Raw genomic sequence first — 14,494 nt, forward strand, 5'->3', positions numbered from 1 at the left:
CACCTTTCTGGCAGAAGTATCTAAGCCCTGCATTTGCCCGTCCGGTGTTGGTTCCGGTCGTATGCCTTCTGCTTATAATTGCTGCTATTCCGGTTGTTAATACAATTGCCTTTAATTCCGGAAGAGAGACCGTGATGTTCAAGGGCGGGGCTCTGATCTCATTTATTTACGAAAGAGATGGGAAGTCTCAAAAAGGCAGCCTCTCTGAAGTTTTTCGTGCGGGTGACAGAATCCAGATTATATATAATTCTCCCAGGGATTGGTATGTTGCCCTTTTAAGTATAGATCAAAGCGGCACCATATCTTTCTATCATCCCGATCAGAAATCTATCACCTGCAGCGTACCATCAGGAAAAGGAAATGATCTGTATTTCCCGGGGAGCATAATTCTTGATAATTCCTCAGGGGGTGAACTGGTTGTGGCTGTTTTCTCGCATTCACCTCTGAAGACTTCCGATGTGAAAGAATCTGTATCGGCTATAGCTAAAAAACACAGCTCTTTAAGTGATATTGAAGCTGCAATCAGCAAGTTCTCTTTTTCAAAAGGAAGTCAGACTGCCACACTTCTCCTGAGAAAAGAGTAGGGAATGCTTCGCACAGTATTGTTTCTTATTCTTTTTCTGCTGCTTCAGAACGTGTCTGCGTACAGATATGCACTGCTTATTGGGCAGAACGACGGCGGAAGCAGTGTGGGGAAACTGCGATTTGCTGAAGAGGACACAAAACGCTTTGCTGATCTACTTGTGAAACTGGCTGACTTTAAAAAGAGTAATGTGATTACGGCCCTTAATCCGGACAGTTCTGATCTCCGGCACCACCTTGACAAAGCCAGAAAACTACTTCTTTCGGACAGTGATCCGGGCAACTGTCTTTTTCTGCTTTATTATTCAGGTCATGCTGACGGGCAGAATCTTTTGCTGAAAGACACAAAATTTTCATTGCAGAAGGTTCAGGAATTCCTCGATAGTTTACCTGCAGGGATCAGGATAGGCATTTTTGATGCCTGTCAGAGCGGTGCTGTAGCAGTTTACAAAGGCGGAGCACGTGCCGAGCCGTTTTTTCTGCAGGATCAGCAGAAGGTTAAAGGACAGGTGATAATTGCCTCCTCAGCCGCCAATGAGCGTGCTCAGGAATCGCAGACATTGAAAAGTTCGGTTTTTTCTTTTCACTGGCTCAATGGACTCCGGGGAAGTGCTGATTTTTCTGCTGATCGTAAAGTTACTCTCAATGAGGCTTACCAGTATGCATACCGGAAAACAGTAGAGACAAGTGCTCTTACCAGTGGTGAAATCCAGCATCCCTCATACAGGTTCAATATAGTCGGCCAGGGTGATATAATGCTTACTGATCTTGAAAAAAGTACTGGCGGGGTTCTGGTCGGGAGTGATTGTCAGGGTAAATTTCTTATCCTGAGTGAAAATTATCTTGATGTTTTTGCTGATTTTTACAAAGAGGAGCGCAAAGAGGTCTTTATCTCTCTGCCATCTGGAAAGTACACTATAATAAATGCCAGAGGGAGTGATGTAGGGACATTTCAATTTGAAATAAACAGGAACAGGACCCAGAGGGTACTTAACAATATGTTTACCCTGAATACTTTTACAGAGAGCCGGATAAAAGGCCCTGATGTGGCAGTTGAGAAGAGATCAATGCCTCTGAAACCACTTTCCAGGTTTGGATTGGGGCCATCAGCAGGGCTGGCACTAATCCCCTCTGGTGAGAATTCAGGCTGGGGAAAGAACCTGCAGCTTGGGATCTCTGCTTTGTACTTTATCAATAACAGCATGGAGCTGTTTTTCGATGTATCCGGGTCGGTGCCGGAGAGGACAGCGGGGGCAGATATCGGCCTTGATGGTGTTTATAATCTGGATGCAGGACGGATTTTTGCCGGAGCAGGCTTAGGCTTTCTGTATCAATCGAAAAGCCGGGCTTCCGATAACACTATGGGGCCATTTATGACAGCGCATCTGGGGTTTTCTGCTGACATCTCAAAACGCTCCCAATTTCAGCTTCGGGTTCCATATTCGGTTGTGCTTGATAAAGACATTAAACACAGGATTTCAATAGAGTTCAGATTGCTTTTCTGGGGACCTTACAGGGATGTCGGTGTGATAGAATAATTCCTTGAAAGTGAGCGTTTTTTTCTCCCCGGAAGTCTATTAAAGTGAAAGCAATAGTAATTAACTTGAAAAGAGAGGTGAAAAGATGAAAAGAGTGATTGCAAGTGCGGTTTTGATGATCTGTGCCGGATTACTTTTTGCCGATGACCCTTCGGAGAAGGGAGTACCAACATCTCCGCTTACTATTTACAGCGGTGGTATTTCTGCAGGCGCTATGATCCCCTTGAACAATGACCTGCAGGATTACTCCAGGTCGTTTATGAAGCTTTCCTTTATAAATCAGATATATTACAGGGAGCATATAGGCATTTTTCTGGATGTTGACTGGTTTGCTCCGAGGAAAAATTTTGGTGCTGATCTGGGTTTTGATTTTTTCCTTACCAGTTCCGATTTCCGTCCTTTTCTGGGATTGGGTATAGGAGCACATTATTTTGATAAAACAGATGAATTCGGAGATAATTTCGGCCCCTCAGCCACGATACATCTGGGATTTGTGCTTGATGTCACCGAGTCGCTGCAGATAAGGATACGAGTTCCTTACCATATCGTGGCTAATGAAACAAGAGATCATGCTGCAGGGGCAGAGATAGGATTTCTCTTTTCCGACCGGTTCAGAAAAGTAAAGAAACTCAATTACAACTGAAACAACTGGTAAGAAAAGAAAGGTTTTTCACGATAAAAAATGGAGTCTGATATGAAAAAAGCACTGTACACAACCGTTCTTTCAGCTCTGTTACCGCTTGCACTTTATGCCCAGGGAAGCGTATCAGAGAAGGAAATTCAGCAGAAAGACATTACTATTATCCACGGGCAATCGACTGCTGACGGAAAATCGCAGATAGGGGAGAGGATTCTGGAGGAGTGTATTGTATCCCTTCCAAAAATTGACGATCTGGAACCGGAAATCAATTCCCAGTCCGCTTATCTCAAGGAGATCAATGGTGATCCGTCCCGCAATGAGTTTGTAAAAACCTACACCGCTACTCTGGAGATAAACTATATGGTTTACCAGAAGACCCTTATCATTGTTACTACGAACTCAGTAAAGGGGCAGGAGCCTGTGATGAAGGTGATGGAGAAGAATCTTAAGCAGACAAAACAGTTCACCTCCAGTTCTTCAGAGGGGGATCTGTTTGCAGGGCGTTCCAACAGACAGTATTATTTTTCCACTCCTGAGGCTGCTGCAAAGGATGTCAAGAAGCGCGCCGCGGCCTGGCTCAAGCAGCAGTCTGCGGTACTTTGCAAAAAGTGATTGTTTGTGGAAACAGCAATCTGAAGGTATTTTCTGTTGAATGTGTAATCTAATCAATAAACAGTAATTCTCATCAAGGGAGGCCCGATGATTTTCAAACCCAAAGCGATCCTGTGCTTGTTAATGTTTTTTCTTTTAATTGTCGGCTGCTCAACCAAAGTCACACGTGTCCAGAGTGATTCGACAATTGATATTACAGGCAAATGGAATGATACAGATTCCAGGCTGGTTGCTGAAGAAATGATAAGAGACTGTCTTTCGCAACGCTGGCTTTATAAGTGGGAATCGGAGAACAGAAGACCGACTGTCATTGTAGGAAAGATAGTCAATAAAAGTCATGAGCATATAAGTGTTGAAACTTTTGTCAAAGATGTTGAGAGGGCACTTCTGAACTCAGGGAAAGTGGATTTCGTGGCTACCAAGACTGAACGGGAACAGCTTCGCGATGAGAAAGCGGATATGGCTGAGAATGCTTCTGTTCAGACCCGCAAAGACATGGGTGAAGAAACCGGTGCGGATCTTATGATGATCGGGACTATCAATTCGATTCCCGACCAGGATGGCGGTAAAGCGGTGGTTTTCTATCAGACCAACATGGAACTGGTGGAAATCGAGAGCAACCGCAAGGTCTGGATCGGAGAGAAGAAGATTAAGAAGTACGTTGAAAGAGCTAAAGTCAGATTCTGAAAACATCAATGCTCTGCTTCAGGGCTGTTTGCAATATGAAAAACAGAACCTTCCTGTGCTGTTTTGCGGTAACAGCTATATCTGTTTTGGTTTCCTGTGCAGGGCGCAGCGCCATGCGGCTGGAGAAGCTGGCGGATGTGACCCTGACCGGAAATTACCAATCCGCGATAGAAAGTATCAGGAAGAACCCTAACCTGTACGGGAAAAACAGCCAGTTGCTTTACAATCTGGACATTGGTGTGCTGTTTCACTACGCACACATGTATGATTCCAGCAATCTTTACCTGCAAAGGGCGGCCGATATTTACAATGAGCTCTTTACACGCTCGGTCACCAATGAAGCGGCTGCGATTCTGGTAAACGATAACGTACGTCCTTACCGCGGCATGCCTTTCGAGCTCACTATGATGCATCAGTTGATCACATTCAATTACCTGGCAAAGGGGGATGTCGATGAGGCGCTGGTGGAAGTGCGCAGGGCACAATTGCTTTTTGATGAACTGGAGAGAAAGGATCGTAAAGACACGAAGTACAGCTCTGACGGCATGTTTCATTATGTGGCCTCCATAGCCTACGATGCAGTTGGGGAGTCTGACAATTCCATGATCTCTCTTTACAAATCTATAAAGGCTTTTCAAAACGGTCCGGTGCCGCTTCCGCGTCCGATCGGGGAATTCGCTTACAGGATGTTCATTCTGAATGACAGGCCGGATGACAATGTACAACTGGGGTTGAAGGGTGGAGAGGACACAGAAGGTGCAGAGAATTTTACCAATAACTCTTCTGAGATAGTTTTCATTGGCTATGCCGGGAGAGGACCATCTCTGGATGAAAAAGTCTGGCGTGGGACATACGTCAAGGATGGACTGCTTGTGGTCAATCATGTCGGTCCCAATGGGGTTGTGGAAACAATATCCAGGCCTGCTCCCTATATTGCAGACAGTGAGATTAAAAAGGCTTCGAAAGGGAAGACAACCTCTTCCGGAACCACTTTTCACATAAAATTTGCTCTGCCTGCTCTGAAAAAGACACCGTCCCGGACAGCAGGCTTTTCGGTCCGATGCAGCGGAATCAGCCAGACATTCTCATCAATAGTGATCAATGATCTTGAGAAACAGGCCCAGAAATATCTTGATGATACAAAAGCAGCGACTTTAAGCCGCACAGTTGTTAGAGTAGTACTGAGGACTATTGCGGCACAGAAGGCAAAGGCGGAGATTCAAACCGGGAATGCTCTTGCCAATCTGTTTCTGAATGTGGGAACCGATGTACTGACTGACCAGATGGAGCGGGCAGACACACGGAGCTGTTTTCTTCTTCCCAGGACAGTACAGATTGCCAGGATTCCTGTTAAACCAGGCACCTATTCGCTTGATGTCTCTACTCATGATAAATCAGGAAACATTATCGGAACCAGGAAATTTGTGGATGTAGAGGTGAAAGCACGCAGGAAGACTTTTGTGTTTTATTCATCATTCAAGTAATATCCTGATTTGCATGGTTAAAGGATTAACTTGATTCAATCAGAGACAAGAAGGATTTTTTATATATTCAGGAAACAATGATGAATCAGGTTGATTTTTTTGTGGAGTAATATATATTATTCTTCTTTTATACAGGAAGGACATTTAACATTTCAACTCTAACGTATCCGTATTGAAACGGGTAAGGAGGTTTTATGAAGAAGTTTGCGGTTGCTGCACTGGCGATCTCAGTGAGTTTAAGTCTTATCGGTTGTGGATTACTTGATCTAACCGAATCTAAATCAGCAGATATTTCCGTGAGTGTACCCTCAACTTTGCAGAAAGGTACCAGGACGGGAGTTACCGGTGAGATAAGTGCACCAGATGAAATCGCCTCGGTTGAAATTACAGTACAAACTTCCTCTGGTACAAGTGTGTCGAAAAGCCAGATCGAAGTAGAATATCCGACGATTTTTGGTGTTAAATCTTTTAAATTTAAAGATGAAGATCGAATCTATATCAAAGTTGCTTCTTCTGCTCAAGCCGGTGACTATAAATTGGTGGTTTCTGTTACCGACATCAATAACAGTAACACAACACTTTCTTTTAATTTTACAGTAGGTGGCGGCAGCACAGGAACACAGGTTGTGGAAGGTACCTTTACTCTCGGAGCACATGATCATCCCACGGTGGGGAGCTCAGTAGATCTTGATAATGGTCAGGTAATGCTCGCAGCAGCCGCAAGAGCAGCAAATTCCGGTGTTGATATTGTTTACACATATTCTTCAAAAGTCAGCAGCCCGGTTCTTATGACCCCTGTGTATGCTAAAAATGAGAGTGGTATTACTGCATTTGCAGAGTGGGTAAATCCCAATAACACTAAGTTCCATAAGGTAAATGTGGATTATGATGATATCACCACTAAAGAGGAGATTGAGGCTCTGTTTGATGCATCAAAAGTCGTTTCTGATGGCCGCCTCCAGGTTTCAGCCGGTGATGTTGTTGTTGTAAAGACAGATGAGGGTGCATATGTGTTGGTTGAGATCGTAACTGTTTCATCTGATGCAAAGGGCACGGCAAATTTCAAATACGCAAAGTAATCTAACTGACAGATTACCATCTTTTAAAAAAAAAAAAGGACACTTCGGTGTCCTTTTTTATTCGGGGTCGGTATCGGAATCGGTATCAATTCCCCTTTTAACAAAATTTTCGATACTGATTCCGATACCGATTCCGACACCGACCGGAGAAATGGGAGGCTAAAGTGTCTGCGGAATCATGTTCAGTCTTCAACGGGCAGTAAGATCAAACGATAGAGCAGCTTTTCTGATACTTTCGTAATCACAGGATTCGATCCACTCTTTTCTGAACAACTGTCCTCCTATTCCGATGCCGTCTGTTCCTGCCTGGATATAATCGGGAAGGTTCTGAGGAGTCACTCCGCCGCAAGCCAGGAGTTTTACGTTTGTGAAAGGAGCTTTTAATTCCTTTATATAATCAGGTCCACCCATCGCTTTAACCGGAAAAACCTTTACCATTGTAGCTCCTGCTTCCCAGGCATTCAGTATTTCAGTAGGAGTGAGCGCTCCCGGGAATACAGGAATATTGTGGTTTCTGCAATACCCGATAACTTCAAGGTTGACTACAGGAGAAATGATAAACTGTGCCCCGGCTTTGAGAGCTTCTTTGGCTTCATTGAGATTGGTTACTGTCCCTGCGCCGATCTGTGCTTTACCGTTAAATTCCCTTGCTGCAACGGAAATCAGCTTTACAGCATCAGGGGTGTTCATGGTAATTTCCAGATAATAAAAGCCCCCTTCCAGTGCTGCCTGGAAGGCGGGCAGGAGGTTGTGTTCCGGAATTCCCCGTGCGATGCCGATTTTCAGCACTTAAGCACCTGTGATCTCGTGTTCCGTTTCCGGGGTGGTGAGCATGTCGTAAAATTTGACGAAGTTGTCTCTTTCAGGAGAATCGCGGAAAGCGATTGCTACCCGTGGATGTTCATTGCGCATTCCACTGATCATATAAGGTATGATATAGCCCCATTCGATTTTCTTTTGAAGAGGCAGGTAATGTTCCTGAATGAGCTGCAGCACCGGGCGGATATAGTATTTGGGATTCTGCAGAAAACTAAGCATAAGTTCCAGACAGCAGTTCCCCGGTCCTCTTCCAATACCATACACAGACGCGTCGATCATATTGGCACCGTCGATTATGGCCTGGATAGTGTTGCCAAATGCAAGCTGACGGTTATTATGTGTGTGTATCCCGATAGATTTTCCGGGCAGGGCTTCCTTGTATTTATTAACAAGAAAAGAGATATCTTCACAGTACATAGCTCCGTAGGAGTCAACTACGTAAATGATGGGGATATCGGTTTTGCTCAGGTCATTGAGTGCCTCATCGATCTCCCGTTCCAGGTTTGTGGAAACAGCCATGATGTTCACTGTGGTCTCATATCCCTTGTCAGCTATCATCCTGCATGTTTGGATCGCTTTGTCAATGTCTTTGATATAACAGGCAACCCGGATCATGCTGAAGGGGGACTGATCTCTGGGATGAATATCTTCACTCTTTACTCTTCCGATATCAACCATGCAGGAGAGTTTCATTTCAGATTCGATACCATCGATTACTCTCTTGATATCCTCATCATCGCAGAATCGCCATTTGCCAAACACTTTGGGATCGAACTGCTCTTTGGAAGCCTTGTAGCCCATCTCCATGTAATCTATTCCGGCACTGCTTAGTGCCTGATAGGTAGCCCTTACAAATTCATCACTGAATTGCCACTTATTGAGCAGTCCACCATCACGAATAGAGCAATCTAAAAGCTTGATTTCCGGCCGATACACCATTTCCTCCTCAATTCTATAGAATAAAAAGTAAAAATATATAACGGCAGTGATAACTGTGTTTTGGTAAATCCTTTCGGGTATTTTGGCTTGAGAAAAAGAGATTTCCACGGAGGTGCAGAGACACGAAAAGGAGGGGAGGGGAAATTCAAAAAAAGACCGTAAAGGATGACTAAGTAGAAAAAATAATGTAAATTATTCTTATTAGCTTCACTTAATGAGTTTTACCCTTCTTGGAGAATACATGAATCGATATACAGCGATTTATTTCCTGACAGGTGTACTGTTATCTATTTGCAATCTCCAGGCAGCTACCTATACGGTATCCAAGAACGGTACCGGGCAGTTTACCTCTGTGCAGGCAGCGATATATGCTGCGGGTGCAGATGGAAGCAGCAGTGGTGATGAGGTAGTTATTTTGGACACTGCGACTTACGAAGAGCAGGTTACAATTGACAGTTCCTGCAGCGGTTTGACAGTACGGTCATCGAACCCCAAATCATTGAGAAAACCCGTTATCAGGTAAAAGAAGTTATCCATATCCAGCCTACTACCTGTGAGGAAGCTAAAAATTCAGAAACCATCAATTTTGACCAGAATGGTGCTTTCAGGGTGATGCGGGCGCGCAGAATCACCATCGATGGTATCGGGGTTGACGGGGGAGAATCGATTGTTTTCGGTGCAGATGGAATCTGGGGTGTAGATTTGCTTTTCAGCATGGTAATGCCGCTATAACATTGTGGATTGCAGGAGATGTTGTAATTCGTAACTGTGACATTCGTAATGCCTTTTTTGGTATGATCCAGAGCTTAAATGTTTGGGTGAACCTGGTGGAAGACGCAGATTACTGGTAAATATGCCCATGAATATGGATTATGCTCATTACAGGGGATATGAGGGAAAACCGATCTATGAAAAGATAGATGGGGAAATGAAGTGGTGGGATGAAGAAAAAGGCAAATTTAAAAAAGTGAGTAGAAAAGATGAACTAATGTGGGAACGTTTTGCGTTGCAAAACTAAAGAACAGCCAGTGCTTTTTATTCTTCAAATGGATCGTTGATTTCTTTCTATCATTATGATCCCCGTGCTCATCTTGATAACTGGAGGTTGCCATTTGAACAAAATCTGATTCAGACAGCACATTTATCGAGTTTCCCGTTAAATCTTCCAGCAGTTGGTATCAAGATGTATACGGCGCTTGGGTATCAGCCTTGTGACCCTAAATTAAGATTTCCATGGCATGATTACTATTCTCTTTGTGAAAGTGGCCGGATACCTGTCATATGTCATGGATCCCGCAATGGGATGACAACACACGATATGCCACATTACTATGACCGACAGTTTCCTGAAATTAGAATTTATAATAACAAAGTTAAAAAGATCTGGTTTGAAAACACCTTTATCAGTCCTCATGCATGGGAACCGGTTCTTCAGAATCATCCCAATCTTTATTTGTGCCTTGCACATTTCGGGGGAGATACATTCTGGGATAAAAGGGATAATTTAAGCTGTGACTTGTACTGGGAAGACCTGACATGTAATGATGATCCTATGAATTGGATTGCATGTTTACTTAATCTGATGAAAAAATACAATAATTTCTATGTTGACTTATCCTATTTTCTGTTTGAATCTTCAGCAATAGAATTTTTCAAGAAAGCTCTGGCATTTGATCCTGTCGTTAAGGAGCGAATTCTATTTGGGACAGATTGGTGGATGTACACTATTAAGCGTCCATATAAAAAGGGAAAAGGTTATTTAAAATATGTTAAGACCATGTGTCAGAGGATCCTGGCTCTTAATGATAAAAGTCTGTTAAACTCAATAGGTGTAAATGATTCCAGAGAATTGCTTGCATATTTCATGACGATCAATCCCATGCGATTCTTGCAGATCAAGCAATATGCAGAAAAACTGGAGCAGATTTATTATCGACATAAAGATGTGAGGAGAAACGGCTGGAGATTTGAACTTTCTGACTGGATAAACAAAGTACCGGAGAAAATCGAGGAATTTTACAAATGACATCATAGAAAATACTGATTGCGGCAGTATGCTGCCTGTCTTTTACATGCAAGGAACAGAATATGAATAATAAACTCTTTCCTCAAAATCCTGCAGTGATACCTTTTGCAATGGGCCAGATTTTTCATCTGTTTCCTGTTCTCAGGGAAAACTCCATCGGTCTGGTATATGGTGAGCAGTGGGCAATAGCAGAAGTAAAAGAGGATAATGTTGAACTTGATGTCTTTCCTGAAGAAGAATTCGAATGCTCTATCTGTAAAGCGTTGAATCAGAAATCTAATTCAATGCTTTTTGTGCGATCACCGAAATCAGTTTTAATGCTTGATTGGAACAGTAAAAAGCTCGAAGCTGAATTTATGGATTTCAGTAAATCGTCCGGTATCGGTATTGAAAATACCAAGGTTATAGATCATAGTAATGGAATTGTACTTTCGTTGTTTTTTCATGATGATAAAAATATGGACTTTCATTACTATTTTGTGATCGATGACATCTTTAACCGGAAACGGCTAAAGGAAGTACCGATTCCAAAGCACATACCGCCCCTGGATTTTTTTCTAACTCCCTCGTTTGTTTTTTATCAATATGTATGGGAGGATTTTGAATCTCCATGGATAGTCCTTGATAATGATTTGAATGAAACCAAACACCCCCTGGCAGACCTGCTTAATGATTATGCGAAAAAGATGGTTTTTTATGCCTCCCGTGATCTGGTTTATATTTCGGAACCACTTGAACACGCTCTTATTATTGCTTATAATCAAATCACAAAAACGGATAATCTTTATCTGGCCCGATGGTACAAAGAACCTGAAATTATTCCTGTTCCGTTTGACTCATTTTAACAAACGGAGGATCGAGGCTGGTAAAATCACCAAACAACAACACAATTTCTCCTTCAGGTAAATGGGTATATTTTGCTACTGGTGATGGCAGCAGATCACCGGATAACCATTATCTGATCTACCTAGATCCCCAATTGCCACAAGGATCTTTACCACCTTTCAAACTGAAAGTCGAAGGGGAAGTCAGTGCTGCAAGCTGGGTGACAAAGCCTGAAGCTTTAGTGTTGTACATAGATGGAAAGCTTTGTGTCTACGATCTCTCCCGTTTCAGTCCATAGAAGCAAGACTGAGGGATTGAGGAAAAGTTGCCTTGACATATCAATGCATTTTGCCAGATCTCTGAATTTTGGTAAACAGGAACATTCTATATTCCTACTTTATTATCCTCTTCCTCAATCGCCTTATACCCGGCCAAGCGGTTAAAACTGTAAAGATCGCCATCATGAGAAGGTCGAAGAGAATAACAGACTGGAATTGACCCAGGATAAGCGCTCTGACAGGGCGTACCGCGTGGGTTAAAGGGAAAAATTCCGCGGCTATCCTCAGAACTGGCGGAAGGTTCTCAAGCGGAAAAATGACTCCGGAAAAGAAGAACATGGGGGAGAGAAAACCTGTAAAGTAAAAATTGAAATGGTTGATATTGGTAACAAAGGTTGTAATAAGAAGAGAGATGGAAGCAAACATTAGCCCGGTTAAAAAACCTATGATCGGTGCGACAAGGCCTTGAATAGGGATCAGGCCGAAAGCTGTCTCAACCAGAATCACTGCAAGGGAGAAAAACAGGCCTTTTGTGCCGGCCCACAGTATCTCTCCTGTCATAATATCTCCCACTCCCAGTGGAGCCGAAATCATCCCGTCATAAACCCGGTCAAATTCAAGCCTGATAAAAGTTCCGTAAGAGCATTCAAACGCGGATGTAAACATTGCCGCGGTAATAGGCAGGCCTGTAGCCAGAAATGTCACGTATGGTATTCCGCCCATCTCACTTATATACCTGCTCATCCCCAGACCTATTCCTGCCAGGAATATAAGAGGTTCAAGAAAAGGGGGAAGGCCATTGCTTATCAGGTTTTTTGTGTATACCCGGTAATGACGGTACCATACGCTTGAAATCCGCTTTGTAAAAGGAGGATAGAGTATAGCCTTATTGGGCTGCATTGAGTGTACTCCCGGTTATCTTCAAAAACAGATCCTCAAGATTTGACTGACGAAGGAAGTATTCTCCGGGGTTGAGCCTGGAACTTACATTGTGGAGAATCTCCTGATCTTTTCCGAAAATCCTCACCACAGTTCCTCCCTGGTCAATCCTTACCTCAGACGGTAGAGATTGGCTTATTCTGGAGAAAATTTCAGGTGTGTTAACTTCAAGAACGAATGGCTCGATATGTTCCCGGATAAGCTCATGAGGGTTCCCCTCAAGGTGTTTTTCACCTTTGTCCATTATTATTATTCTGTCACAGATCTGGAATGCCTCTTCCATGTAATGAGTTGTTAGAAGAATGGTCATGCCTTTCCGCTTGAGTTCCCGCAGTTTATCCCAGATAAGGTGCCTTACCTGCGGGTCCAGTCCGGTAGTGGGCTCATCGAGTATCAGCAAACGTGGGTTGTTTAATAGCGCACGTGCGATTATCAGCCTTCGTTTCATCCCACCCGACAGCTCTTTTATCCGTGCCTTGTGCTTGTCAGAGAGTTCCATGAAATGAAGCAGCTCATTAATTCTACCCAGTGCCTGTTTTGTGGGAATATTATAGAACCGGCAGAAGATAAAAAGATTCTGCTCTACATTAAGTTCCTCATCCAGGTTATTCTCCTGAGGAACAACACCGGATAAAAACTTTATAGCCAGTGGATTTACCTGTGGGTCAAAGCCAAAAACTGTTAATTTCCCAGTGGGCAGACAATCTCTTTCACTTGCTCCGTAGATCATCCTCATCATGGTACTTTTTCCGGCACCATTGGGGCCAAGCATTGCGAAGCACATCGATTCCGGGACAGTGAAGCTCAGCTCTTTCACCGCTCTTACCGGTCCATAACATTTATTCACCCGTTCAGCAATAATTACTGGTTCAGACATTCTTTACCTGTTGAATAGGTTCAGCATCTATCGAAACTCATGAGAGATGAGGTTAAATATAGTAATGCGCCCTCCACTTCTTGTCCATGTTCTATTCTCTAGTGTATTTTAATTAAATCATCCCAAATTCAAAATGGAGAAAATATGAAAAAGTGGTCAGCCGGAAAGATCATTGGAATAGTTCTTTTAACTCTGGTAGTGCTCATTATCGCTGGGGTAGCGGCCTTATTCCTTTTATTCCCGCCCCAGAAAATAAAATCGCTTGTGATTCCTCCAGTTGAAAAAGCGCTGGGCAGAACGGTTGAAATTAAAAAAGCCGGTTTTACTCTGTTTCCAAATATCGGAGTCTCACTATCCGGCGTCGAGATTTCCAACACCACCCGTCCCGGGTTTTCTTCCGATCCCTTTGCCCGTCTGGAGGAGTTCAATATCAGCATCAATGTTGCATCGATTTTCAAAGGACGTCCGGAGATTGGGAAAATAGTCATTTCCGGGCCTCAGATTCTCCTTGAGACTGATTCCGCAGGTTCTTTCAATTATGCGGATATCAAAGCTCTTGAGAAAGACAGCAGTGCGGCAGTAAAAGAGGGCAAAAAGAGCAGTGGTATGCCGATGCTTCCAGTTCCAATGACTCTTAAAAAGCTGGTTATAGAGAATGGTGTTTTCATCTACAATGACCGTAAAACCGGTCAGCAGTTTACAGTTGGAGATATTGATTATGATCTGCGGCTTTCTATCGACAAGGCATTGAGGGAGATCAAACCTGTTGGTGATCTGCGTCTCAGTCAGGTATCTGTCAAGACAAAAGAGATCAGAAAACCTTTAAGCAAGCTTTCTCTCACTCTGAATCATGATCTGCTTCTGGATCTGGTTGCAGGAAATCTTACCCTGAATCAATTCCGGTTCACACTGCAGAAATTGGCCCTCAATTTTTCCGGTTCTGTTACCGGTCTTAACGATAACCCACAGTTTGATATTTCCATGGATTCTGATCCAGTTGCCATTCATGACCTCCTGGCAGAAATACCGGTGGAGATTGTCCCTGTACTCGCCAAGCTTTCCGCATCCGGAACTGCGGATCTGGCACTTTCTCTCAAGGGCGCGTTAGGGGATGGAAAAATGCCTGTTCAGGGTTCTCTCAAGCTAAATAATGTGATGATAAAGTACAC

At 43.4% G+C, this 14,494-nt stretch carries 16 protein-coding genes; 12 read left to right on the forward strand and 4 right to left on the reverse strand.

Going from position 1 to position 14,494, the window contains the following annotated elements; genetic code table 11:
- The 7 genes from GX089_05680 to GX089_05710 all read left to right on the forward strand — a co-directional run.
- Positions 1 to 584, forward strand: a 584-nt coding sequence (locus GX089_05680) for a DUF4384 domain-containing protein (GenBank protein NLP01962.1), incomplete at its 5' end; no start/stop codon positions are given.
- A gap of 3 nt (positions 585 to 587) precedes the next feature.
- Positions 588 to 2,120, forward strand: coding sequence for a caspase family protein (locus GX089_05685; GenBank protein NLP01963.1), 1,533 nt, complete (start codon positions 588 to 590; stop codon positions 2,118 to 2,120).
- An 85-nt stretch (positions 2,121 to 2,205) separates the two neighbouring features.
- Positions 2,206 to 2,763: an acyloxyacyl hydrolase gene (locus GX089_05690; GenBank protein ID NLP01964.1), complete on the forward strand. Its 558-nt coding sequence runs from the start codon at positions 2,206 to 2,208 to the stop codon at positions 2,761 to 2,763.
- A gap of 51 nt (positions 2,764 to 2,814) precedes the next feature.
- Complete coding sequence (locus tag GX089_05695) at positions 2,815 to 3,372, forward strand: hypothetical protein (protein NLP01965.1); 558 nt, start codon at positions 2,815 to 2,817, stop codon at positions 3,370 to 3,372.
- 123 nt (positions 3,373 to 3,495) lie between these two features.
- Positions 3,496 to 4,059 (forward strand): penicillin-binding protein activator LpoB, encoded by a 564-nt coding sequence (locus GX089_05700; protein NLP01966.1) that lies wholly within the window; start codon positions 3,496 to 3,498, stop codon positions 4,057 to 4,059.
- A 35-nt stretch (positions 4,060 to 4,094) separates the two neighbouring features.
- The gene (locus GX089_05705; protein NLP01967.1) at positions 4,095 to 5,543 is read left to right on the forward strand and encodes a hypothetical protein; all 1,449 of its coding nucleotides are present in this window, start codon (positions 4,095 to 4,097) and stop codon (positions 5,541 to 5,543) included.
- A gap of 194 nt (positions 5,544 to 5,737) precedes the next feature.
- On the forward strand, positions 5,738 to 6,622 hold the full coding sequence (locus tag GX089_05710) for a hypothetical protein (GenBank protein ID NLP01968.1): 885 nt from the start codon (positions 5,738 to 5,740) through the stop codon (positions 6,620 to 6,622).
- A 189-nt stretch (positions 6,623 to 6,811) separates the two neighbouring features.
- On the opposite strand, the gene GX089_05715 is transcribed toward GX089_05710, so the two are convergent.
- Both GX089_05715 and GX089_05720 read right to left on the reverse strand, forming a co-directional pair.
- The gene (locus tag GX089_05715) at positions 6,812 to 7,411 is read right to left on the reverse strand and encodes a bifunctional 4-hydroxy-2-oxoglutarate aldolase/2-dehydro-3-deoxy-phosphogluconate aldolase (GenBank protein NLP01969.1); all 600 of its coding nucleotides are present in this window, start codon (positions 7,409 to 7,411) and stop codon (positions 6,812 to 6,814) included.
- The gene (locus GX089_05720; GenBank protein NLP01970.1) at positions 7,412 to 8,377 is read right to left on the reverse strand and encodes a nucleoid-structuring protein H-NS; all 966 of its coding nucleotides are present in this window, start codon (positions 8,375 to 8,377) and stop codon (positions 7,412 to 7,414) included.
- 244 nt (positions 8,378 to 8,621) lie between these two features.
- Here GX089_05720 and GX089_05725 point away from each other — a divergent pair, with 244 nt between their 5' ends.
- The 4 genes from GX089_05725 to GX089_05740 all read left to right on the forward strand — a co-directional run bounded on the left by GX089_05725 (position 8,622) and on the right by GX089_05740 (position 11,251).
- Positions 8,622 to 8,903, forward strand: coding sequence for a hypothetical protein (locus tag GX089_05725; protein NLP01971.1), 282 nt, complete (start codon positions 8,622 to 8,624; stop codon positions 8,901 to 8,903).
- Positions 8,904 to 9,194: 291 nt separating this feature from the next.
- Positions 9,195 to 9,398 carry a hypothetical protein gene (locus GX089_05730; GenBank protein NLP01972.1) on the forward strand — a complete coding sequence of 68 codons (204 nt, stop codon included), beginning with the start codon at positions 9,195 to 9,197 and terminating at the stop codon, positions 9,396 to 9,398.
- A gap of 165 nt (positions 9,399 to 9,563) precedes the next feature.
- Positions 9,564 to 10,406 (forward strand): amidohydrolase family protein, encoded by an 843-nt coding sequence (locus GX089_05735; GenBank protein NLP01973.1) that lies wholly within the window; start codon positions 9,564 to 9,566, stop codon positions 10,404 to 10,406.
- Between the two features lie 62 nt (positions 10,407 to 10,468).
- Complete coding sequence (locus GX089_05740; GenBank protein ID NLP01974.1) at positions 10,469 to 11,251, forward strand: hypothetical protein; 783 nt, start codon at positions 10,469 to 10,471, stop codon at positions 11,249 to 11,251.
- Positions 11,252 to 11,623: 372 nt separating this feature from the next.
- Here GX089_05740 and GX089_05745 read toward each other — a convergent pair whose 3' ends face one another.
- Positions 11,624 to 12,409, reverse strand: a complete 786-nt coding sequence (locus tag GX089_05745; protein NLP01975.1) for an ABC transporter permease — start codon at positions 12,407 to 12,409, stop codon at positions 11,624 to 11,626.
- Entirely contained in the window at positions 12,396 to 13,325 is a 930-nt protein-coding gene (locus GX089_05750; GenBank protein ID NLP01976.1) for an ABC transporter ATP-binding protein, read from the reverse strand. The genes GX089_05745 and GX089_05750 overlap by 14 nt, the downstream gene beginning before the upstream one ends.
- A 144-nt stretch (positions 13,326 to 13,469) precedes the next feature.
- Here GX089_05750 and GX089_05755 point away from each other — a divergent pair.
- Positions 13,470 to 14,494 (forward strand): AsmA family protein (locus tag GX089_05755; GenBank protein ID NLP01977.1); only part of this gene is annotated, 1,025 nt, incomplete at its 3' end.

This window comes from Fibrobacter sp., from assembly GCA_012523595.1.
Taxonomy (GTDB): domain Bacteria; phylum Fibrobacterota; class Chitinivibrionia; order Chitinivibrionales; family Chitinispirillaceae; genus JAAYIG01.

Bases quoted from the DNA above. Each gene is read 5' to 3' on its own strand.
- GX089_05695 (NLP01965.1), top strand. From the start codon at position 2,815: ATGAAAAAAGCACTGTACACAACCGTTCTTTCAGCTCTGTTACCGCTT.
- GX089_05705 (NLP01967.1), top strand. From the start codon at position 4,095: ATGAAAAACAGAACCTTCCTGTGCTGTTTTGCGGTAACAGCTATATCT.
- GX089_05700 (NLP01966.1), top strand. From the start codon at position 3,496: ATGTTTTTTCTTTTAATTGTCGGCTGCTCAACCAAAGTCACACGTGTC.
- GX089_05735 (NLP01973.1), top strand. From the start codon at position 9,564: ATGTATACGGCGCTTGGGTATCAGCCTTGTGACCCTAAATTAAGATTT.
- GX089_05745 (NLP01975.1), bottom strand. From the start codon at position 12,409: ATGCAGCCCAATAAGGCTATACTCTATCCTCCTTTTACAAAGCGGATT.
- GX089_05725 (NLP01971.1), top strand. From the start codon at position 8,622: ATGAATCGATATACAGCGATTTATTTCCTGACAGGTGTACTGTTATCT.
- GX089_05690 (NLP01964.1), top strand. From the start codon at position 2,206: ATGAAAAGAGTGATTGCAAGTGCGGTTTTGATGATCTGTGCCGGATTA.
- GX089_05750 (NLP01976.1), bottom strand. From the start codon at position 13,325: ATGTCTGAACCAGTAATTATTGCTGAACGGGTGAATAAATGTTATGGA.
- GX089_05710 (NLP01968.1), top strand. From the start codon at position 5,738: ATGAAGAAGTTTGCGGTTGCTGCACTGGCGATCTCAGTGAGTTTAAGT.
- GX089_05685 (NLP01963.1), top strand. From the start codon at position 588: ATGCTTCGCACAGTATTGTTTCTTATTCTTTTTCTGCTGCTTCAGAAC.
- GX089_05740 (NLP01974.1), top strand. From the start codon at position 10,469: ATGAATAATAAACTCTTTCCTCAAAATCCTGCAGTGATACCTTTTGCA.